The following is a 19,858-nucleotide window of genomic DNA, read 5'->3' on the forward strand; positions in this document are numbered from 1 at the left end:
TGCCTCCTTTAGTTTTCTGCCAACTCACTCAAGTACTCATAACGTTCATACTTGGCTAAGAGTTGCTCATTTTCTTCATCCATCTGACGTTGAAGACTGGCCAACTTCCCGAAGTCAGAACCATTCTCATTCATCTCAGCTTCGATAGTTGCAATCTTGTTTTCAATCGCTTCGATCTCACTCTCAATGGTCGCCCACTCCTGCTTTTCCTGGTAGCTCATCCGTTTCTTTTCTTCCCGGATCTTGATTACCTTTTCTTTTTCTGGCTTACTGCTTTCTGCAACCATTTCTAGCTCAAACTTTTTCTCATCTAGGTAATCCGTATAATTTCCAAAAAATTCGCGGATACCACCATTTTCAAAAGCTAGAATCTTAGATGCAACCTTGTCTAGAAAATAGCGATCATGGCTAACCGTGATGACTGGTCCACCAAAGCCTTGTAGAAAGTTCTCTAACACCGTCAAAGTCGCGATATCCAAATCATTGGTCGGCTCGTCCAAGAGCAAGACATTTGGTTTTTCGATGAGAAGTTTCAAGAGATAGAGGCGTTTTTTCTCACCACCAGAAAGTTTCTCTATCAAGGTACCGTGAGTGGAACGTGGAAAGAGAAATTGCTCCAGCAACTCAGCAATCGACGTAGAGCCTGCGCTAGTCTTGACCTCTTCCGCTACTTCTTGCAGGAAGTTGATCATCCGCTTGCTTTCATCCAAACCTTCGATCTGCTGCGAGAAGTAAGCAATTCTCACCGTTTCTCCAATAACAACCTTCCCAGCAGTCGGTTGGAGTTTCCCAGCAATGAGATTGAGCAGGGTCGATTTCCCAACACCATTATCTCCCACAATTCCAATCCGATCCTTGTTTTGAACCAATAGGTTAAACTGCTGCAGAATAGGGCCCTGGTCATAGGCGAAATCGACATCTTGAAATTCGATGACTTTCTTACCGATCCGACTGGTTTCAAAGGACATTTCCAGATCTGTTTCTGTAGTCTGGTGAGATAGGTCCTTCTTGAGGTCGTGGAAACGATTGATCCGCGCCTGTTGCTTAGTAGCACGCGCCTGCGGTTGCCGACGCATCCAAGTCAATTCCTGCTTATACAGTTGCTGCTTCTTATGAAGAAGAGCCGCATCTCGCTCGTCCTGCTCAGCTTTCAAGCGGACATAATCTTGGTAGTTCCCTTGATATTCAACTAGACCAGCACGGTCCAGTTCAAAAATTCGAGTTGAAATATTGTCCAAGAAATAACGGTCATGGGTGATGAAAAGAACGGTTTTCTTAGAGTTTTTAAGAAAATTGGTCAACCATTCGATGGTATCAATATCCAAATGGTTGGTCGGTTCATCTAACAGGAGCAAATCATGGTCTCCTAGGAGAACCTGAGCTAGCTGGACACGGCGACGTAACCCTCCAGACAAACTACCAACCTTAGCAGATAGATCTTGAATCCCCAGTTTAGTTAAAACTGTTTTGACCTGGCTTTCGATTTCCCATGCATTGAGAGAATCCATCTCTGCCATCACTTTTTCCAGTTTAGCTTGCTGACTCTCATCGTACTGGCTCGTCAACAGTTCATACTGACGAATCAATTGGAGTTCTTTCACATCTTCTGACAGCACTGTATCGAGGACAGTTTTGTTATCATCAAACTGAGGTTCTTGAGTGAGATAGCCAATCTTATAATCATTCTTTGCAGAAAAAGGAGAACGATCTCCGTCATAGCCTGAACGACCCGATAAAACATCTAAGAGAGTTGTTTTCCCTGTCCCATTAACCCCGATTAGTCCAATCCGATCCAGCTCATGAATGATGAAAGAAATATCTTTAAAGACCGTTTTGTCCCCAACGGACTTGGTTAGTTTTTCAACGATAAAATCGCTCATGCTTCCCCCTTCTTAGCTTCAAGATAGTCGCTCAAAAAATCTCCAATCGCTTCTTTGTCATTCTCTAATTCTCCATCTACAATGGCCCATTCAATGGCAGAAATCACTTGTCCTAGAGCTGGACCTGGTTTTAAGCCGTATTCCTTGATCAACATCCCACCATTGACTACAATTTCATGCTTATCATGAATAGCTAGAGCATCATACAATTCCTCAATAACTTGGAAATCTACGGGCAATCCATGAGCCTGACGTAGTTCTTCCGCTGATAAGAGCAGAGACTTATCATAGCGGTAGACGTCCCGACGATTTAAACGAGCCTTTTCTCGTAAGCGGTAAATTTCAACCAACTGCTCCACCTTCTTAGCGAAGTCACGAGATGTTTTCCATTTCTTGAAAAAAGCAGAAACCTTATTCTCATCTAAGGTCAAGAGTAAGGCAGCCCATGCTTGCTCCGAACTCGTAAAGTTATAGTCCATCTTCAGTTGGAAAAGTTTCTCTAGTGACGAACGACTATTCTGTAAGAGAGGAAGATACTGATAGCTATGACTAGCAATCAGACCTTCTAAGCCCTTTCGCCAATAAGGAGCTAAGAGGAGCTTATCTAACTCAATAAAGACACGCTCGACAGAGATCTTTTCTAGCAAGGGGGCGCAATCTGTCATAGCTTTAAAGGTCTCTTCTTCTAGATCAAAGCCAAGACTGGCTTGAAAACGAAATCCACGCATAATCCGAAGAGCATCCTCATTAAAGCGTTCTGTTGCCACTCCAACAGCTCTTAAAATTCGATTGTCCAAATCTTCCATACCATTGAAAAGATCAATGATTTCCCCTTCTTCACTCAAAGCAAAGGCGTTGACAGTAAAATCTCGGCGCTTGAGATCTTCTTCTAGCGAGCGCACAAAACTTACCGAGCTGGGTCTCCGATAATCCACATAGACATCCTCTGTCCGAAAGGTGGTAATTTCATATTCCTGATGGTTCTCTAAAACCAAGACCGTCCCGTGTTCAATCCCGACATCAATGGTCCGCTCGAAAATAGCCTTGGTCTCTTCTGGGTAAGAGGAGGAAGCGATGTCTACATCGTGAATGGGACGACCTAAAATAGCATCTCGCACAGAGCCTCCGACGAAATAAGCTTCATACCCAGCTTTTCGAATCTTTTCTAATATTGGCAAAGCCTCCTGAAATTCAGAAGGCAGTTTTTTTAATCTCATAATAGATGTTCTAAACCATAGACAAGCTCATGACGCTTGACTACTTCTTTTACTCCTAGATTAACCCCTGTCATGAAGGACACCCGATCATAGGAATCGTGGCGTAAGGTCAATCCTTCTCCTTGACTACCGAAAATCACTTCTTGGTGGGCTACCAGACCAGGCAAGCGAACCGAATGGATATGCATCCCTTGGTAGTTGGCACCACGAGCTCCTGGCAGACTTTCTTCTTCGTCCGGCGCACCCTGCCCTTGCGGTTGACGAACCTGACTGATAAGCTCAGCCGTCTTCACAGCAGTCCCGCTCGGAGCGTCCTTCTTTTTATCGTGGTGCAACTCAATGATTTCTACATTTGGAAAGTACTTAGCTGCCTGCGCTGCAAATTGCATGAGCAAGACCGCCCCAATGGCAAAGTTTGGCGCGATGAGCCCTCCAATATTCTTCTCACGAGATAAATCAATCAAGTCAGTGATTTCTTCTGTTGTAAATCCTGTCGTTCCGACAACAGGCGCTAGTCCATGCTCCAAAGCAAAGCGGGTATGCTCATAGGCAACTTTAGGGATGGTGAAGTCAATCCACACATCTGCATCCAGCATCAAAACGCCTTCCTTGTCATGGAAGACTGGAACACCCGCCAACTCATTCTCAGACGCATGGGGATCAATCAAGCCAACTAGTTCAAGCTCAGGATCTTCTAGCACCATGTGATAAGCCGCTTGGCCCATTCTACCTTTAAAACCTGCAATCACTACTTTAATTGGCATGTTTTCTCCTTATATTTTCGGTACAAAACTAATAGCAACGCTATGATTTCCTAAGTGCGTACCAATGACACTGCCAAAGGTTGCAAATGGAATCTCACCAGCAAAACCATCTTGATGAAGAATATCGCGAAGCGTTTCCGCTTTATCCAGTGCATTCCCGTGAATGATAATGATTTGATAGTCTTTATCCGCTGTTCCTTCTTTGACAATCTCAGCTAAACGTTTGATTGCTTTTTTCTCGGTACGAACTTTCTCATACACTTCAATCACACCTTCCTCGTTAAAATAGAGGATCGGCTTAATGCTGAGAAGATTCCCAAGGATCGCAGCTCCATTAGAAAGACGGCCCCCTTTGACCAAATGGTTGAGATCATCTACCATGATGTAGGCAGAAGTCCCATCGATTTGCATCTGGATATTGGCTAGAATTTCATCAAATGACCGACCCTCGCCTGACCATTTGACTGCTTCTTCAGCCATCCACCCAAGTGGGGCACTGGTAATCTTAGAATCTGGGAAAGCGATGGTCATGTTCGGGAACTCATCCTTCAAATACTGGATATTCTGATAGAAACCAGAAATACCTGAAGATAGGAAAATTCCTAAAACATGGGTATAGCCTTTTGATTCTAGTTGCGCCAAGAGTTCTTCTAATTCCGCGATACTAGGTTGACTAGTTTTTGGAAGTTCAGACGAAGATTCCATCTTTTGATAGAACTCTTCTGCTGTCAGGTTTTTACCTTCTACATAAGATACTCCATCAATGACAACTGGAATATCTAGGACAAATAAATTATCGTGTCCTCTTGATTCATCTGAAAGATAGGCAGAAGAATCTGTGATGACTGCTAATTTCATGCATTAAAACTCCAAATTGATTCCTGGTAAATCAAGGGCGATTTCAGTAACTTCATAGGTCAAACGATTCAGCATATTTAAGCAAGGACGAGCTAGTTCTTCCACTTCTTCTTTGCTGAATTCGCTTGGCTCGTTGACTAAACGATTGTGAATGTGGTTGATTTGGGTAATGGTCCCGCTGATGACAAAGCCATCAAAGACAATCATATAGGTCAAAATAACGATTAAAGAGGTTGTCTTTAACTCTGTATCGCGTTGAATCAATTGAAAGTTGACGTCTACTTTTGTCTCGGGAGTACCATTTTCTTTTTCCCATTCAAAGTTACGAGCATCATAATGATACTGGCTGACAAATTCTTTTTCACGTTGAATATCCATACTTGTTCTCCTAAAAATAAGCGTTATGAAAATTATACCATAAATTAAATCAAGATTCTATTGCAGAACCATGACTTTTCACTCTGTTATCTATCAAAAAAACAAGAAAGTAGAGCCCACTCAAGCACTGCGTCTTGCTCGACAATCCAAAGACAATTTAGAGGCTAGAACTTTTGTCCCAGCCTCTTTTATGTATGATTAGTTTTTAGGTTTGCGAAGCAAGCCGAACAAGATACCACTTACGACTGCACCAATCAATACAAACAAGATGTAAAGAAGTGGATTTGAAGTAAGTGCGATAACGAAGATTCCTCCGTGAGGAGCCATCAGTTTCAAACCTGCAAGACCAACAAGGGCACCTGTCAAGGCTGAACCTGCAATGAAACTTGGGATAGCACGAGCTGGGTCAGCTGCACCAAATGGAATGGCACCTTCTGTGATGAAGGAAAGACCCATAACAATGTTTGTCAAACCAGAATCGCGTTCTTCTTGTGTGAATTTATCTTTGAACAAGACGGTTGCCACAAATACTGCCAATGGAGGAACCATACCAGCTGCCATAACGGCTGCCATCACAATAGAACCACCTGAAGCAACAGATTCAGCGAGTGTACCTGTAGCGAAGACATAAGCAGCTTTGTTAACTGGTCCACCCATATCGACAGCCATCATACCGCCAACGAGAAGTCCAAGAAGGACAGCTGAGCTACCTGACAAGCTTGAAAGGAAGTTGTTAAGACCAGTATTGATAGCAGCCATTGGAATATTGATGAGGAACATCAAGAATCCTGTCAAACCAACACCAAGTAATGGCAAGAGAAGGATAGAGCGGATCCCATCGAGTGAGCGTGGAAGACCTGCAAGTGCTTTACGAAGGAAGAGAACGACTCCACCTGCAAGGAAACCACCAACCAAAGCACCAAGGAAGCCAGATGATACGGCTGCTGGTAATTCACCTTTAGCAGCACCGAAAGCGATGTTACCAAAGGCTGACCCTGAGCTAGCAATAGATCCTGCAATAAACCCTGCTACAAAACCAGGTTTTTCAGCGATGGAGAATCCGATGTAACCTGCGAGTACAGGAAGCATAAAGCCAAAGGCTGCACCACCGATTGTTTTAAATTGAGCTGCTAATTCATGGTATGAACCAAGTTGAGACAATTGATCTTGAGGAACTCCAAGAATTTGGTCAATCAAGAAGGCAAGGGCGATCAAGATACCACCACCGATTACGAATGGAAGCATTTGAGAAACCCCACTCATCAAGTGTTTGTAGAAGGCTCCACCCAAGCTCAATTTTTCTTGGCTAGCGCTAGCTTCTGCTGCATTTTCAGCGTGGAAGACATCTGCTTTGCCGTCTAAGATGGTTTGGATCAATTCTTCTGTCTGGCGGATACCGGCTGCGACTGGTTTAGAGATCAATTTTTTGCCATTGAAACGAGCCGTTTCAACTGCTTTATCTGCTGCAATGATCACTCCTTCAGCTTTGGCGATTTCTTCTGCTGTCAAGCGGTTGCCGACACCGGATGCCCCGTTGGTTTCAACACGGACTGTAACACCCATTTCTTCACCTTTTTTGATGAGGGCTTCTTCTGCCATGTAAGTGTGGGCGATACCTGTTGTACATGCTGTAACAGCAACAATCAGTGGTTTGTCAGATGAGGCTGCTTCTTTGCCAGCTTCTGCTTTTTTAGCTTCTTCAGCTGCAGCTTCTTGCTCTTCTGCGTCGAAAACTGCGATCACTTGATCAGGAGTGCTTACTTGGCGAAGTTTGTCTGCAAATCCTGGCTTCATCAAGTACTTAGACAATTCAGCAAGAGCTGCCAAGTGAGTGTCGTTTGCCCCTTCTGGAGCTGCGATCATGAAGAACAAGTCCGTTGGTTGACCATCCAGCGATGCATAGTCAACACCCTTATTTGATTTTGCAAACAAGACCGTTGCTTCTTTTACAGCTTCGTTTTTGCTGTGAGGCATAGCGATCCCTTCACCCAAACCAGTGGAAGTTTGTGCTTCACGGTTCATAATGCCAGCTTTGAAAGTTTCAAAATCTGTCACCACACCATTGTCAACGAGCGATTGGACCATCTCATTGATTACGCCCTCTTTATCTGTTGCCTGAAGATCAAACAACATCACGTTTTTATTTAAAACGTCTTGAATTTTCATAGTTTTTCTACCTCTACTTTTTCATAAGTTTCTTTAATATAGTCCGCTGTCGCCAAATCATCTGAGAAGGTGGTCGCTGTTCCACAAGCCACTCCCCATTTGAAGGCTTCGATGACATCTCCTGTCGTTGCGAGCTTCCCAGTGAAGCCTGCTACCATAGAATCGCCAGCTCCGACTGAATTCTTCACTTGTCCTTTGATTGGTTTTGCGAAGTAAGTGCCGCTAGGACTGACAAGAAGAGCTCCATCACCAGCCATGGAAATAATGACGTTTTGTGCTCCTTTGGCCAAGATTTCTTTGGCGTAGCGTTCAATTTCTGGCAATTCCGTCAAGGTCACGCCAAAAATATCTCCCAACTCATGGTTGTTTGGTTTGACCAATTGGGGATTGAACTCCAAGGAGTCAATCAAGGTCTGCCCTTCAAAGTCACAAACGATTTGCGCGCCTGTTGCACGAGTTGCTGCAATCAATTGTTTGTAAACAGCATTTCCAAGTGAAGATGGGGCAGAGCCTGCAAAGACCACTACATCATCTGCTGATAAGCTCGATAGGATGCTGAGCAGTTCTTGCAACTGACCTTCTGTCACTTCTGGACCATTGCCATTGATCTCTGTCTCCTCATCGGCTTTGATCTTGACATTAATCCGGGTGTCTTGGTCCACGGTCACAAAGTTAGTTGAAATAGCTTCGCTTGTTAGCACGTCTTCGATAAAGCGTCCTGTGAAACCACCGATAAACCCAGTTGCTGTGTTCTCGATATCGAGTCGCTTCAAGACACGACTGACATTGATTCCCTTACCACCGGCGAATTTATCTTCCGAAGCCATCCGATTGACCGCCCCTGTCTCTACATGATCGAGACGGACAATATAGTCAATGGCAGGATTCAGTGTTACTGTATAAATCAAACCTCTATAACCTCCGTTTTCTCTTTTAATTTAGAAAGGATTTCCGTATCCGAAGTATTAGTAATAATGGTTGCTCTCTTAACCGGAGCTACCTTGGCAAAAGACGTCCTCCCAAGTTTCGACGAGTCTAGGAGAATATAAGTATTCTTAGCATTCTCTATAATGGCGCGTTTGACGGCCCCCTCTTCAAGATCCGGTGTGCTGTATGACTCTAGGTCGACGCCATTCATTCCAATAAAAGCTCGATCAAAGCTCAACTGGCCGATTTGATTCAAAGCCATTCCTCCGATGCTAGCGTCAGTCGAAGTCTTGACCATCCCGCCGATGATGACCGTTGGAATGTCTCTCTCTACTAAACTAGCTGCATGGTGGATGGAATTAGTCACAACTGTTACGGTTGGGTTGGCCAATTCATGAACCAGTAATTCATTGGTGGTTCCTGCATCGATAAAGACAACTTCAAAATCTTTGATCAATTCTGCTGCTTTTTTTGCAATGGCAGATTTTTCTTGCACGTTTTTGATTGCTTTATCTTTATTGCTTTCTTCTTCCTGCAAGGAATGAAGACTTTCAGCCCCACCGTGAATTCGTCTCAGTTTATTCTCAGCTTCTAATTCATCCAAATCACGTCGAATCGTTGATTCTGAAGAGTTTAGCTCTTGAACCAAATCTTCAATAGAAACGATTCGCTCTTTGATAACCTTTTCTAAAATGATGTGTTTTCGTTCAGATTTTAACATACAAGCTCCTTTCGGAAACGATTACAAGGACTATTATACTATCTTATCTTTCAAAGTCAAGCATTAAATATCATTTTCTTTCATTTTTTGTCGTTTTTTCTATCAATTTCTTTCACTCTCTCTTTTAATCTCAGTATTTGACCATCCATCATAGCCCTGTGAATCCTTTTAAAAATCTTCAATTTCAACTTTCTTCACGTGAAAAAGAGAGTGGGACAGAAATCGGTCATTCGTTAGAATTCGATTTCGTCGTCCCACCTCCGCACAGTTGAGTAGGGCTGTAAAAGCTGATGAAATCAGCGTCATAGAGCCCACTCAATCACTGCGTCTTGCTCGATAATCCAAAGACAATTAAGAGGCTAGGACTTTTGTCCCAGCCTCTTTTTGTCATCAGAATAATCCTTCTTCCATTGGAAGTAATGATCCATCATGACTATTATTTATAATTGTAAGCCCAATAATAGTATCCATCTCCATTTACAACTGCTGCTACAGCTCCTTCAGTTGCGTTTGGATCTAGTAACAATTCACGCAAGCCACTGTTGAACCATTTTGTTGCCACAGTTGCTGAATCTTCTTCACGGCGAGCTACAAATCCAGTACTATCGTACTGTCTTGAGATTTGATTTGCTTTTGGAAGAGCAAGATTGTTGTAGACATCATCAGACCAAGTCAACTCTTTCAAGCCTTGAGCTTTTCTTAGTTCATTAATTTTGGTAAATGCTTCTTTAGCCTTATCTAAAGAGATATAATTGGTGTCGTCTGTTGCTTCTACACGGAATACGAATTTCACATAACCAAATTCAACATCTTTGTATTCTTTTTCATCTACACCACTCTTCAAATTGGCAATCAAGACATAGTCTTTTGCCCATGGGTTTTCTTTTGATTGTTCAAAGAGTTCAGGGTCTTCGATTTCCCACTCTACTTTGCAATCCCAGCCAGCATTATCAATGAACTTAGGATTCATTTTCTTAATGACATAGTCCTTAAACTCTTCGACGTTTTTAAACGGTAAAGGTTGGCCGGCTTTGACTGTTTCCACCACGTTGGTAGAGTATAGTTTCACGCTTGAGTCGCGATCGCTATAAGCATACTCGTCATCTTTTGCATCTTCGTGGAATTTTGGATCGATGGCAGGGTCAGTTGGATCAGTCATACCTTGAAGTTTCCATTTTCCATCAATCCACTTCCAGTATGCAGAATATCCTGTAGCTTCAGTATCAGATGGTACATAGTAGTAATGAGTTGTCCCATCAAAGTAATAGTTCTTATCACTACGCAAAGCAGCTGATCCTGGCTTACCAGGTGGGTAGACCAACTTAGGAACACGTCCGTTTGGTGCCCAAGGAAGGTGTTCTAATCCTTCTGCTGGTGTTTCAACATATGGTGGAATTTGGTTTTCACTTGGCTGGTCTGTTGTTACTAAACCATCATTACCAGGTACTTCAGGTTGAACCGGCACTTCTGGCTTCGGCTCCGCTGGATTCTCAGGAGTTGGAGTGAATGGATCAAACTCGCCATCCGCCCCTACAAATGGTGGGTTCTCAGGGAAGACCAAGTTCCCTGTATCTTCTGGTGTAGCTGGTTCTGATGGCTCCACAGGTTGATCCGGCTTATCAGTTGGGTTTGGTTCCTCTGGTGTTGGGGTAGGATTTGGAGTAGGTGTTGGAGTATCCGGCGTTACAGGGTTTTCTGTTTCACTAGAATTTTTTACAAATACCCATTTACCATTCTCATAGTAATAGTAATCCCCATTCTCTAATAAATAATAATGGTAACCATTCTCATAAAGGTAATGCGGGTCGTTGGCTAGATTATTTCTAGAGTTATTACGATTGGTCAACGGTTGCCACTGGCCATTACGGTAGATCCGGTAAGTGCCATCATTCATGCGATAGTAGTGATTACCATTCCAGTAGATGTAGTTTTCATCACGTGTGAGATTGTTGTAGCCATAGTAGTTATTCCAATTGTTATAACCATAGTTATAGCCGTAATTTCCATAGTTATAGCCGTAATTTCCATAGTTATAATTGTTGTAACCATAGTAATAATCATAATTATTATACCCATAGTTATAGTTGTAATTATTATATCCATAGTTACTGTAGCTTGGGGTATAGTAGCTATAGGCATAACGACTTGTATTCCAGCTATAGCTTTCAGCTTGAACGTTTGACGCAGCAAAAACTGGAACTGCTACAGCAGAGGCCAAGATAGCCCGAGTTACATATCTATATTTTTTATCCATATCAATAATCTCCATTAGGATAGTATTATAAATAAAAAGGATGAAAATACCTATGCATAAGTTTAATTTGGCTGTTTTTCCAGTTTATATAGGGTTTGAGAGCTCCTGAATGAGATATTCATTTATTTCTAAGGCCTATTTTTAAAATGAACACTTCAGTCAGATTCCCACATATTTTTGCCTAAAAAACTGATAACAACAGCATATTTAGTATCGACACTTTTTCTTCCTTTGTGAGAATTATAACACAGAAAGTTTTGAATAGCAAATAATTTGAGAACCTTCTTATTTTACTCATAGAACTATACTCATTCTTTATACAGCTATTATTTACTTCATTTTTAGCCTTTCAAATGGTATGGTTATAAAGGATAAAATAATAGGATAGTATTATACTATTGTTTTAGAAGAGCAGATTAGGCTTCACGCCTATGTAATTTTTTGCTGTTTCTACAATCATCTAGAATATACAAAAAGAGAGAACGAATTCGCTCTCTCTTTTAAGCAGTTGCTAGATGACATTTTTACAGCTATTGGTCTTTTTTAAACCCAAGTCCTCGGAACCATTTGGATAAGCCTTTTTTACTCTTGTGTTCTGCTCTTCCTGCAACTTCTGGTAAGTCATCTTCGACTTGTAACGGATACTCTGTTTGACTAGAATCAGCTAGAGAAAGTTGAGCCGGATCAATTGCTTCCTCCTCTTCTCCTACTGCAGTTTTTTCTCCATCCTCAATTGACTGAATCTTCTCTATCCGACTCCTGAAATCTCTAGCCTCTTTTTGATAAGCCATAAAGGTTTCAAACTCTGCCTCAAATTGTACTTTTTTCTCCTCGACTTCAGTTTTAGCAGAGGCAACCAAGGCTTGCGCATCTACTAGCAATTCAGATGCATCGGTGAACAGTTTCAGATGCCCTTTGACTTGTGCTAATTGATTTTTTGCAAGTTGAAGTTGTGCCTGTGCTCCTTCAAGCTTAGATGCAGTCTCTCTCGCCGCATTTTGTAAAACTTCTAATTGCTTTTTATCTTCTTCTAATGCTAGAGTGGCATTTTTTAAGGCCTCTTCTTTTGGGATAATCGCTCCTTGTATCCGAGCTCGTGAAACCGCCAGTGAGCTTGCTGCTTCCTTGGCCTCTGTCGACGCAGCCTGCCATTTCTTCATCGCTAAAGCTAGGTTACTTTGAGCACGCGCTAATAGTTGCTCATGACTTGCAAGAGAAGTCTTGACATCGAATAAATGACCAGAAAGGATATTGATGCGGGATTCTTGATTTGTTCTTTCAACTTTTAGACTCTCCAAAGCATTTTTGACAGTCTTTACATCCGCTTTTGTCGTCCTTGCATTGGCAACGTTTCTCACCCACTTTGTCAGTTCTTCACTGGTATAAAGGGGGGATGACTCTTCAAAGAAAGCTACTTGAGATACCTCTAAATCTGGATCATAGGCAACTGAAATGGCCTTATATTGATTCCCCATCATTTGGACATAGTGTCCAATCTTAGCAAATAACTCCGCTCCCACTTTCTTAGAGATTTGGCTAGGATCTAGTTGACTTTCATCTATTGGTAAACCGTATTGATGAGCAATTTGATGATACAGTTCCTTTTCACTATACCAGAAGGCAACAGCCTCCCTAGGCCGATAGCCCCAAGCAATCAATTCATTCTCTTGCCAGTTGGACAGGGCTTGTCCATGGTTTTGATGATAGTGCGTTTGAAGTTGACTAACCGGTAATTGATAAGGAGCGACCAAGAGCTCACCTAAACCTGCCTGGCGACGGTACTGATTAATGGTATCTACAATTTCTAACGCTTTTAGGACGTTATCTAATCTAGTGGCCTTTCCACCTGTCAGCTGGTCCTCTACACGCCCACGATGATAAAGCGACATAACTTCAACAGCACCTTGGTCACCAGCCTTGGCCCACTCCTCTAACAAAGTCTCATAGCTTGTCTCTTGAAGATTGATTGGACTAGCCATGGCCGCTTCACGGACTTTTTCTAACTCTACTAATTTTTGGGAGATTTGATAAGTTAATTTTTCAACTTTTTTCTGTACTCCCGCAATTTCGCTGGAAACTTGCTTTAAGACATAGGGCGCTTTGGATTGAGTTTCTGTCAGATTTAGCACTAAGGTTTGAGCTATTTTTAATTCGTTTTGCGCCTGCTCCTCTTTTAGCTGTGCCTGTGCTAATACTGCCTCATCATTCTGGATGGGTTGTTTGGCTTTTCTTAATTCATTTCCTGCGATATCAACAAGTAACTGCTGGGCAGCAATTTTATTCTCTTGACTCTTTATGGCAGAACGAACTTGACTATCAGCCTCACTTGCTTGGCGTACCTTTTCTTGTTCTAGAGTAACAACTGCCTCAGCAACCGCAATTTCATTTTCAGTTTTGCCAAGGGATGTTTGATTGGATTCTTCAATCATCGTTTCAGTTGTCTCTAGGTTTGCTTCAGCAGCTTCCAGACCTGATTTGGCGACATTGTATTCAGATTGAGCCTGGTTCAGCCGTAACCGTTGGTCTTCGACTCTTTTTTCAGCTTTTTGCAATTGGTCATGTAAGATATTTTTATCCATAAAACTTGAATCCATTTCAGTCACATCCGTCGATTGCTGATCGGCAGGATCGTTCTGGACAATCTCTTCAGCCTGTGCCTTATGGCCGGACAAACCTGAAAAGAGGGTTGTCGCTGCGACACCCGTTGTAAAGACTGATTTTCCTATTTTTTTGCCCATTGCAAACACCACCAACACTTTTTCATATCTGTTATCTCTCCATAAGGATACCACATTTTGTTACCAATAACTAGTAGGATGAGGAAGATTTTTTCTATTAATTTTAGGGCAAAAGAAAAACAGCAAATGCTGTTATTCTTCTTGTTTAATTTGCTCCAACATCTTCTCTTCTTCTGGAGTCAAGTCATAGTTTTCAAGCAGGTCTGGACGACGCTCTAGTGTCTTTTTCAAACTCTGATAGAGACGCCATTGACGGATATTTTCATGATGCCCACTCATGAGGACATCTGGAACTGTCATCCCTCGATATTCATAGGGCCGTGTGTATTGAGGGTATTCTAGAAGGCCGGACGAGAAACTATCATCCTGGTGGCTGGACTCTTTTCCGATCACTTCTGGAATCAAGCGTACTGTCGCATCAATCATGGTCATAGCAGCTAGCTCACCACCGGTTAAGACATAGTCTCCAAGAGAAATCTCATCTGTCACCAGGGACTTGATCCGCTCATCGTAGCCTTCATAGTGGCCACAGATAAAGATCAATTCTTCTTCTTGAGCTAACTCTTCTGCATAACCTTGATCAAAAGTCCGCCCAGCTGGATCTAGTAAGATCACGCGCGGATTCTTTTTCTCAATGGCATCAAAGGCATCGAAGATCGGCTGCGCACGTAAGAGCATGCCTTGCCCGCCACCATAGGGTTCATCATCCACGTGTCGTGCCTTCTCTGCATTTTCGCGGAAATTATGGTAGTTAATCTCAAGGAGTCCCTTTTCACGCGCCTTTCCGACGATGGAGTGCTCCAGGGGTGAAAACATCTCTGGAAAGAGGGTTAAAATATCAATCTTCATCGTCTAACCCTTCCAAGATATCCACATCCACCCGATTTCCTGGGATATCAATATTGAGGACTACTGGTGGGATATAAGGCAAGAGAAGGTCGCGTTTTCCTTTGCGCTTCACCACCCAGACATCATTGGCACCCGGTTGAAGGATCTCCTTAATTTGACCGATGAGTTGGTCATTTTCATAAACATCAAGGCCGATGATCTCGTGGTAATAAAACTCGCCCTCGTCCAAATCGGTCAAGTCTTCTTCGGCAACCTTGAGGCTAAAACCCTTGAACTTTTCGATGGCATTGATATGGTACATATCCTTAAACTTGATGATATCGAAGTTCTTGTGCTTGCGGTGACTGGCAATAGTCACCGTTTGGACAAACTGATCCTTCTCATCAAAGAGAGCCAACTCTGCTCCTTTTTTAAAGCGCTCTTCCGCAAAGTCTGTCACAGACAAGACCCGCATCTCACCCTGCAAACCCTGCGTATTGACGATTTTCCCAACATTAAAATAATTCATTTTATTCTTTACATTCCTCTTTTGATTAATTTATCTCTAAAGTTCTCTAATAAGAGTTGCAATTTTTTCCGATTCTGACCAGTGTAGATAGTGGTGGTTTCCACCTAGAATGAGTTTTGTATTAGAATTCCAATATTCTGAATCTCTGTACTCTTTTTCTCTGTACGCCTGACAAAATATGAAAACAGGAATATTATCTGCTAATGACAAACTATCAAAATCTTCAGCAGTAATATTTACAGATATCTGAAATCCAGGAACTTGCTTTTCCAATTCCAAGCCCTTTTCTTCCATCAATCCCCAAATCAGTCTATCAGTTTCAGGTTCAAATGTTGCTTGAGTTAGTCCCTTAAAATATTTTTCCTGACCACATTCTTCAATCATCCTGATTTGCTCTTCCATTTCTGGATAAGGATTTATTGAAAAATCAGCAAACATTATATTTTTTGTTGTTGGTTCAATTGCTATCAAGGCTTGACACTTAATTGGTTGACTCATTAACTTTAAAGCCAAAATACCACTTAAACTATGAACACAAAGTATATAATCGGAAATTTCCAATCCTTTCAAGATTTCGTATATCGCTTCAACAAGATTATCCAAATTAATTCCTGTTTGACTATGAATCGGACTCCTACCTGTATTCGGAAAATCAATCGCTAGGTAACCTATTGAAGAAGGAAGTTTTTCAAGAATTGGTAGAAAATTTTCATAACTCGGTATCAAACCAGCACCATTTAAACAAACTAGAACTTTATTTCTCTTTTTATAAGTAACAGAGAAACAACCAATCTTTGTAGTTACTTCAAATCGGTTCATATCAAAACAACTCTTTCTAAACAACAATTCACTTAACAACCTTACGTTTTATTTTATCACGTTCATAGGATTTTCTCAAATGGACTTCCCACCCAGAAACTTCTCCAAAACCTTTCCTTGCAACAAAAAAACGGGACAGAGTCCCGCCTTTTATTTTTCGTCAATAACGATTCTTACTTTTTTATCTTCAGTTGGGACAGAGTAGACAATCGTTCTTATCGCAGAAATGGTGCGACCTTTCCGACCGATCACTCGACCAACATCGCTAGGATCAAGGTCAAGGTGGTACTCCAAGAATTCAGGAGTATCTTCGATCTTGATGGTTAAGGCATCCGGTTGTGAAATCAAAGGTTTCACAATTGCAATAATAAGATTTTCAATCGTATCCATACATCAACCTACTTTATGATTATTTTGAGAATTTAGAATCGTGGAATTTCTTCAATACACCTTCTTTTGAAAGGATGTTACGAACTGTATCTGAAGGTTGAGCTCCGTTAGCCAACCATGCAAGAACGCGGTCTTCTTTCAAAGTTACTTGGTTTTCTTCAACAAGTGGATTGTAAGTTCCAACTGTTTCGATGAAGCGTCCATCACGTGGTGAACGTGAATCTGCTACGTTGATACGGTAGTAAGGTTTTTTCTTAGAACCCATACGAGTCAAACGAATTTTAACTGCCATTTTTATAAGTCTCTTTTCTATATTTTAATTTTCGGTGAAATAGACTAGCTATTTAGCACATAATCTATTATAACACATTTTAAGGACCTGTCAAGAAAAAAACTTGACACTATTAAAATTTTTTTTATTCGATCTCAAAGCTATAAGATTCAGCCTTTGGGGAATTAGATTCAATCACATAGTTTCCAGAAGGAAGTCCGGTTACATCCAAGCGCTTCCCTTCAAATTCTTTAGAGAGAGACGTCACTGTGATGGTAAAGGAGAAGCCCTTTATATGGCGGTAGTTAGCATAATCCAAGGTCAGAATCCCTCTAAGATCTGTTTCTCCAGCTTTTTCAGCAGCTAGTAAATCTGTTGCCAATTGATTTTCGAAATCGGGATTTTCGATTGGGAACTGGAGACGAACCTCGCTTACCTCTAAGCCCTGTTTACGAAGCTCTTCTTTTATTTCCTGAGTCAGTTTTTGAAAACCTTGAGATTCTGTAAAGGCTCTTTCAAAAAATGGTGCCACAAGCCAGCTTTTGGAACGGTGGGCTAGTTCTTCTGCCGTGTCATAGTTTTCCCCACTTTCTTCTTTGGATAGGAGACTTGCATAGGGAAAGTCAAACTGAACCGTTTTTCCCTCAACCCTTTCTTGATAGCTATAGGCATATTTAGTCGACATCCCATGGAGTTCAGCTGCTTTAAACCTTATGTCTCCTTTAAATCCCGCTTCCTGATAAAAGCCAGAAATTTGCTCTTGGATTTCTTTTTCTTCTTGATTAGTAAAATAAAAGAGAAAACAAATTAAGAGAGCGACCACTGTGGCGAATGCAAGAAGCAGATAGCGAAGCCATCTTTTGATGGTAACCCTTATTGATTTAAATTTATTCATTCCACCATGATACCAAAAAACTAGCTTAACAGCTAGTTTGAAATAAGTTTTTACTTAAGGATATCCAGTAACGCTTGATAGTCAGCAACGACATATGTCGGTACTGCTGGACTGGTATTTTCTTTGTGATCCGGATTATACCAGACGGTATCAATCCCCGCAGCATTGCCCCCAGCGATATCCGCTGTCAAAGAATCTCCGATCATGAGGGCTTGCTCCTTGGTAAAACCAGGTATCAAGTTACCGATCTTTTCATAAAAGGCTACTTCCGGTTTTTGAGTTCCTAATTGTTCAGAAATAAAGATCTCCTTGAAATAAGGGGTAATGGCTGACTGCTTCAAGCGTCCTTGCTGAATAGCGGTAACGCCGTTGGTAGCACCATAGAGCTGGCAACCCCTTTCTACTAGCTTGGCTAACATGTCTTCCGCTCCAGGGAAGCTCTGTCCCTGTTGGCTAATATAATCCTGGTAGCGCAAAGCCATCTCTTCACCATCTACCTGTCTTCCAAAATGAGCAAAGGCAATCGCGAACCGGCTGTTAATCAAGTCTTTCTTGCTAATTTTCTTTTGTTCCAAATCTTTCCAGAGCCCTTGGTTCATAGGTTTGTAGTAATCCTTAAAGGCTTGAATATCTTGAACCCCCTGATCTTGGAGGAATTGCGTTAAGGCCACTTCCTCCGCTGTATCAAAGTCCAACAAGGTGTGGTCTAGGTCAAATAGTAAAAATGAATATGTCATTACAAACGATCCTTTAATTTTTCTACAAATAAATAGGCTGCTGGGCAAGTGAGAGTATTCTTGATGGTCAAATGATTGATCTGGTAGATCTTCTTGCGGTCTGTATGAGGAAACTCTCGACAAGCTTTAGGCCGAACATCGTAGATCGAACAGAGATTGTCGCCACCCAAGAAAGGGCAAGGCATGGATTTAAAAACCTTATCTCCATCTTCATCGACTTCTAAAAACTCTGCTTCAAAGGCAGGCAACTTCATCTTGAAATACTTGGCAATGCGCGTGATATCCGCTTCTTTAAAATCGGGTCCTAGGGTCTTACAGCAGTTGGCGCAGGCGGTACAATCAATTTCTTGAAAGACTTCATCGTGAATCTCTTGGGCTATTTTATCTAGATTTTTAGGGGGTTTCTTTTTCAGATTCGCCAATACCTTGCGGTGCTCCTTTTGTTTTTGGAGCGCTAACTGATGGTATTTTTCTAAGTCAATTTCTTGAGACATAAACTACTTTCTAATTGCTAAATGGATAAGAGCATTATACCATAGGGGTCGTAAAAAAGGGAATAGGACAGAACTCCGACTAATTAAGAAGAGTTCGTTTTCCCACCCCCGCACAGTTGATTAGGTTATCTTTGGAGCTAAAAAGCGAACAAAGATACCAATCAACCACTGCGTCATGTAGTTATTTCTATTAAACATTAATTACTGAATAGTTTAAGCCAAACTCTCACTTGATTAATCCGTCACGGCACCTGTTCCATCAAGGCTCCAAGTGTTTTCTACATAGGAGGTTAATTGAGCTAATGTTTTTTCATCTCCAAGACAGGCAATGTAATACAACTTCCCATCTATTTGAAAAAACCAGCAAGTAACATATCGACCCGACTCAAGAATCATGTTTAATTGGATGGCTACATTTCCTCCAACTTTGCTAGTAGATCTCCACGATTTTACTACTTTATTTATTTTGTTCAAGTCATTCTCAAATCTTTGAGCCATCACTTCATTAAAATCTTCTTCTTCGGCGACACCCACTCTTTCTCTAGTAGTAGCGTTCAAAATAATCGCATTATCCACGCTTTTATCTGAGTATTGGATATTATTTCCACCTTCTTCATTTGTATATTTTACCCAGTCACTTGGAATATTGACATACCCTTGATCTGCTGATCCAATTCGTTTCGTTTCTGCGAAACTCTTATCATTATCTGATATTTCTTCCCTTACCTTGCTACCTGATTTTGTTGTTTCTTTTGCCACATTCGTGGAACTAGATGGTGCTGATGATTTATTAGACTCTTTCTTTGGACTAGTACAAGCAAAGAGACTGACAACAGACAAAAACGTAACTGACGCCAGTAAGAACTTATTTTTCATCTTTCTCTCCTCTATGATAGATTATATACACTAGTCTAACATCTTATACTCTATTTTAAAAGGACCAGTTTAATTTCTTACCAAAAAAGAACTAATTCAAACTGACGAACTGTTTG

The 19,858-nt window shown here is 41.5% G+C and carries 19 protein-coding genes; all 19 read right to left on the bottom strand.

Annotated elements, in window-relative coordinates; genetic code table 11:
• Positions 1 to 8: 8 nt before the first annotated feature.
• The 19 genes from DW738_RS02865 to DW738_RS02960 all read right to left on the bottom strand — a co-directional run bounded on the left by DW738_RS02865 (position 9) and on the right by DW738_RS02960 (position 19,742).
• Positions 9 to 1,880 (bottom strand): ABC-F family ATP-binding cassette domain-containing protein, encoded by a 1,872-nt coding sequence (locus DW738_RS02865; RefSeq protein WP_123160274.1) that lies wholly within the window; start codon positions 1,878 to 1,880, stop codon positions 9 to 11.
• A complete protein-coding gene (locus DW738_RS02870; RefSeq protein ID WP_123160275.1) occupies positions 1,877 to 3,097 on the bottom strand; it encodes a CCA tRNA nucleotidyltransferase in 1,221 nt (406 codons plus the stop codon). Before DW738_RS02870 ends, DW738_RS02865 begins: the two co-directional genes overlap by 4 nt.
• The gene (dapB, locus tag DW738_RS02875) at positions 3,094 to 3,861 is read right to left on the bottom strand and encodes a 4-hydroxy-tetrahydrodipicolinate reductase (RefSeq protein ID WP_023026855.1); all 768 of its coding nucleotides are present in this window, start codon (positions 3,859 to 3,861) and stop codon (positions 3,094 to 3,096) included. The genes DW738_RS02870 and dapB overlap by 4 nt, the downstream gene beginning before the upstream one ends.
• Positions 3,862 to 3,870: 9 nt before the next feature.
• The gene (locus DW738_RS02880; protein ID WP_123160276.1) at positions 3,871 to 4,719 is read right to left on the bottom strand and encodes a DegV family protein; all 849 of its coding nucleotides are present in this window, start codon (positions 4,717 to 4,719) and stop codon (positions 3,871 to 3,873) included.
• Positions 4,720 to 4,722: 3 nt separating this feature from the next.
• Complete coding sequence (locus DW738_RS02885) at positions 4,723 to 5,097, bottom strand: DUF1149 family protein (protein WP_048788860.1); 375 nt, start codon at positions 5,095 to 5,097, stop codon at positions 4,723 to 4,725.
• A 198-nt stretch (positions 5,098 to 5,295) separates the two neighbouring features.
• On the bottom strand, positions 5,296 to 7,263 hold the full coding sequence (locus DW738_RS02890) for a fructose-specific PTS transporter subunit EIIC (RefSeq protein ID WP_123160277.1): 1,968 nt from the start codon (positions 7,261 to 7,263) through the stop codon (positions 5,296 to 5,298).
• A complete protein-coding gene (gene pfkB / locus DW738_RS02895; RefSeq protein ID WP_123160278.1) occupies positions 7,260 to 8,171 on the bottom strand; it encodes a 1-phosphofructokinase in 912 nt (303 codons plus the stop codon). Before pfkB ends, DW738_RS02890 begins: the two co-directional genes overlap by 4 nt.
• Positions 8,168 to 8,911 (bottom strand): DeoR/GlpR family DNA-binding transcription regulator, encoded by a 744-nt coding sequence (locus DW738_RS02900; RefSeq protein WP_123160279.1) that lies wholly within the window; start codon positions 8,909 to 8,911, stop codon positions 8,168 to 8,170. The genes pfkB and DW738_RS02900 overlap by 4 nt, the downstream gene beginning before the upstream one ends.
• Positions 8,912 to 9,347: 436 nt before the next feature.
• Positions 9,348 to 11,165 (bottom strand): CAP domain-containing protein, encoded by a 1,818-nt coding sequence (locus DW738_RS02910; protein WP_123160280.1) that lies wholly within the window; start codon positions 11,163 to 11,165, stop codon positions 9,348 to 9,350.
• A 530-nt stretch (positions 11,166 to 11,695) separates the two neighbouring features.
• On the bottom strand, positions 11,696 to 13,903 hold the full coding sequence (locus DW738_RS02915) for a CAP domain-containing protein (RefSeq protein ID WP_123159455.1): 2,208 nt from the start codon (positions 13,901 to 13,903) through the stop codon (positions 11,696 to 11,698).
• 132 nt (positions 13,904 to 14,035) lie between these two features.
• Positions 14,036 to 14,752, bottom strand: coding sequence for a tRNA (guanosine(37)-N1)-methyltransferase TrmD (trmD, locus tag DW738_RS02920; protein ID WP_023026860.1), 717 nt, complete (start codon positions 14,750 to 14,752; stop codon positions 14,036 to 14,038).
• A complete protein-coding gene (gene rimM, locus DW738_RS02925; RefSeq protein WP_023023341.1) occupies positions 14,742 to 15,260 on the bottom strand; it encodes a ribosome maturation factor RimM in 519 nt (172 codons plus the stop codon). Before rimM ends, trmD begins: the two co-directional genes overlap by 11 nt.
• A gap of 36 nt (positions 15,261 to 15,296) precedes the next feature.
• Complete coding sequence (locus tag DW738_RS02930; RefSeq protein WP_123160281.1) at positions 15,297 to 16,079, bottom strand: alpha/beta hydrolase; 783 nt, start codon at positions 16,077 to 16,079, stop codon at positions 15,297 to 15,299.
• A gap of 150 nt (positions 16,080 to 16,229) precedes the next feature.
• Entirely contained in the window at positions 16,230 to 16,469 is a 240-nt protein-coding gene (kphA, locus tag DW738_RS02935) for an RNA-binding protein KphA (RefSeq protein ID WP_003001620.1), read from the bottom strand.
• 19 nt (positions 16,470 to 16,488) lie between these two features.
• Positions 16,489 to 16,761, bottom strand: a complete 273-nt coding sequence (gene rpsP / locus DW738_RS02940; protein WP_123159150.1) for a 30S ribosomal protein S16 — start codon at positions 16,759 to 16,761, stop codon at positions 16,489 to 16,491.
• A gap of 124 nt (positions 16,762 to 16,885) precedes the next feature.
• The gene (locus tag DW738_RS02945; protein WP_123159149.1) at positions 16,886 to 17,635 is read right to left on the bottom strand and encodes a hypothetical protein; all 750 of its coding nucleotides are present in this window, start codon (positions 17,633 to 17,635) and stop codon (positions 16,886 to 16,888) included.
• A gap of 50 nt (positions 17,636 to 17,685) precedes the next feature.
• Complete coding sequence (locus DW738_RS02950) at positions 17,686 to 18,372, bottom strand: YjjG family noncanonical pyrimidine nucleotidase (protein WP_123160282.1); 687 nt, start codon at positions 18,370 to 18,372, stop codon at positions 17,686 to 17,688.
• Positions 18,372 to 18,866 (bottom strand): YkgJ family cysteine cluster protein, encoded by a 495-nt coding sequence (locus DW738_RS02955; RefSeq protein WP_023023349.1) that lies wholly within the window; start codon positions 18,864 to 18,866, stop codon positions 18,372 to 18,374. Before DW738_RS02955 ends, DW738_RS02950 begins: the two co-directional genes overlap by 1 nt.
• A 234-nt stretch (positions 18,867 to 19,100) precedes the next feature.
• Positions 19,101 to 19,742: a hypothetical protein gene (locus tag DW738_RS02960; protein ID WP_023023351.1), complete on the bottom strand. Its 642-nt coding sequence runs from the start codon at positions 19,740 to 19,742 to the stop codon at positions 19,101 to 19,103.
• Between the last annotated feature and the right edge of the window lie 116 nt (positions 19,743 to 19,858).

This window comes from Streptococcus sp. AM28-20 (assembly GCF_003603595.1).
Classification (GTDB): Bacteria; Bacillota; Bacilli; order Lactobacillales; family Streptococcaceae; genus Streptococcus; species Streptococcus ilei.

Bases quoted from the DNA above. Each gene is read 5' to 3' on its own strand.
- DW738_RS02865 (WP_123160274.1), bottom strand. From the start codon at position 1,880: ATGAGCGATTTTATCGTTGAAAAACTAACCAAGTCCGTTGGGGACAAA.
- DW738_RS02870 (WP_123160275.1), bottom strand. From the start codon at position 3,097: ATGAGATTAAAAAAACTGCCTTCTGAATTTCAGGAGGCTTTGCCAATA.
- dapB (WP_023026855.1), bottom strand. From the start codon at position 3,861: ATGCCAATTAAAGTAGTGATTGCAGGTTTTAAAGGTAGAATGGGCCAA.
- DW738_RS02880 (WP_123160276.1), bottom strand. From the start codon at position 4,719: ATGAAATTAGCAGTCATCACAGATTCTTCTGCCTATCTTTCAGATGAA.
- DW738_RS02885 (WP_048788860.1), bottom strand. From the start codon at position 5,097: ATGGATATTCAACGTGAAAAAGAATTTGTCAGCCAGTATCATTATGAT.
- DW738_RS02890 (WP_123160277.1), bottom strand. From the start codon at position 7,263: ATGAAAATTCAAGACGTTTTAAATAAAAACGTGATGTTGTTTGATCTT.
- DW738_RS02900 (WP_123160279.1), bottom strand. From the start codon at position 8,911: ATGTTAAAATCTGAACGAAAACACATCATTTTAGAAAAGGTTATCAAA.
- DW738_RS02910 (WP_123160280.1), bottom strand. From the start codon at position 11,165: ATGGATAAAAAATATAGATATGTAACTCGGGCTATCTTGGCCTCTGCT.
- DW738_RS02915 (WP_123159455.1), bottom strand. From the start codon at position 13,903: ATGGGCAAAAAAATAGGAAAATCAGTCTTTACAACGGGTGTCGCAGCG.
- trmD (WP_023026860.1), bottom strand. From the start codon at position 14,752: ATGAAGATTGATATTTTAACCCTCTTTCCAGAGATGTTTTCACCCCTG.
- rimM (WP_023023341.1), bottom strand. From the start codon at position 15,260: ATGAATTATTTTAATGTTGGGAAAATCGTCAATACGCAGGGTTTGCAG.
- DW738_RS02930 (WP_123160281.1), bottom strand. From the start codon at position 16,079: ATGAACCGATTTGAAGTAACTACAAAGATTGGTTGTTTCTCTGTTACT.
- kphA (WP_003001620.1), bottom strand. From the start codon at position 16,469: ATGGATACGATTGAAAATCTTATTATTGCAATTGTGAAACCTTTGATT.
- rpsP (WP_123159150.1), bottom strand. From the start codon at position 16,761: ATGGCAGTTAAAATTCGTTTGACTCGTATGGGTTCTAAGAAAAAACCT.
- DW738_RS02945 (WP_123159149.1), bottom strand. From the start codon at position 17,635: ATGAATAAATTTAAATCAATAAGGGTTACCATCAAAAGATGGCTTCGC.
- DW738_RS02950 (WP_123160282.1), bottom strand. From the start codon at position 18,372: ATGACATATTCATTTTTACTATTTGACCTAGACCACACCTTGTTGGAC.
- DW738_RS02955 (WP_023023349.1), bottom strand. From the start codon at position 18,866: ATGTCTCAAGAAATTGACTTAGAAAAATACCATCAGTTAGCGCTCCAA.
- DW738_RS02960 (WP_023023351.1), bottom strand. From the start codon at position 19,742: ATGAAAAATAAGTTCTTACTGGCGTCAGTTACGTTTTTGTCTGTTGTC.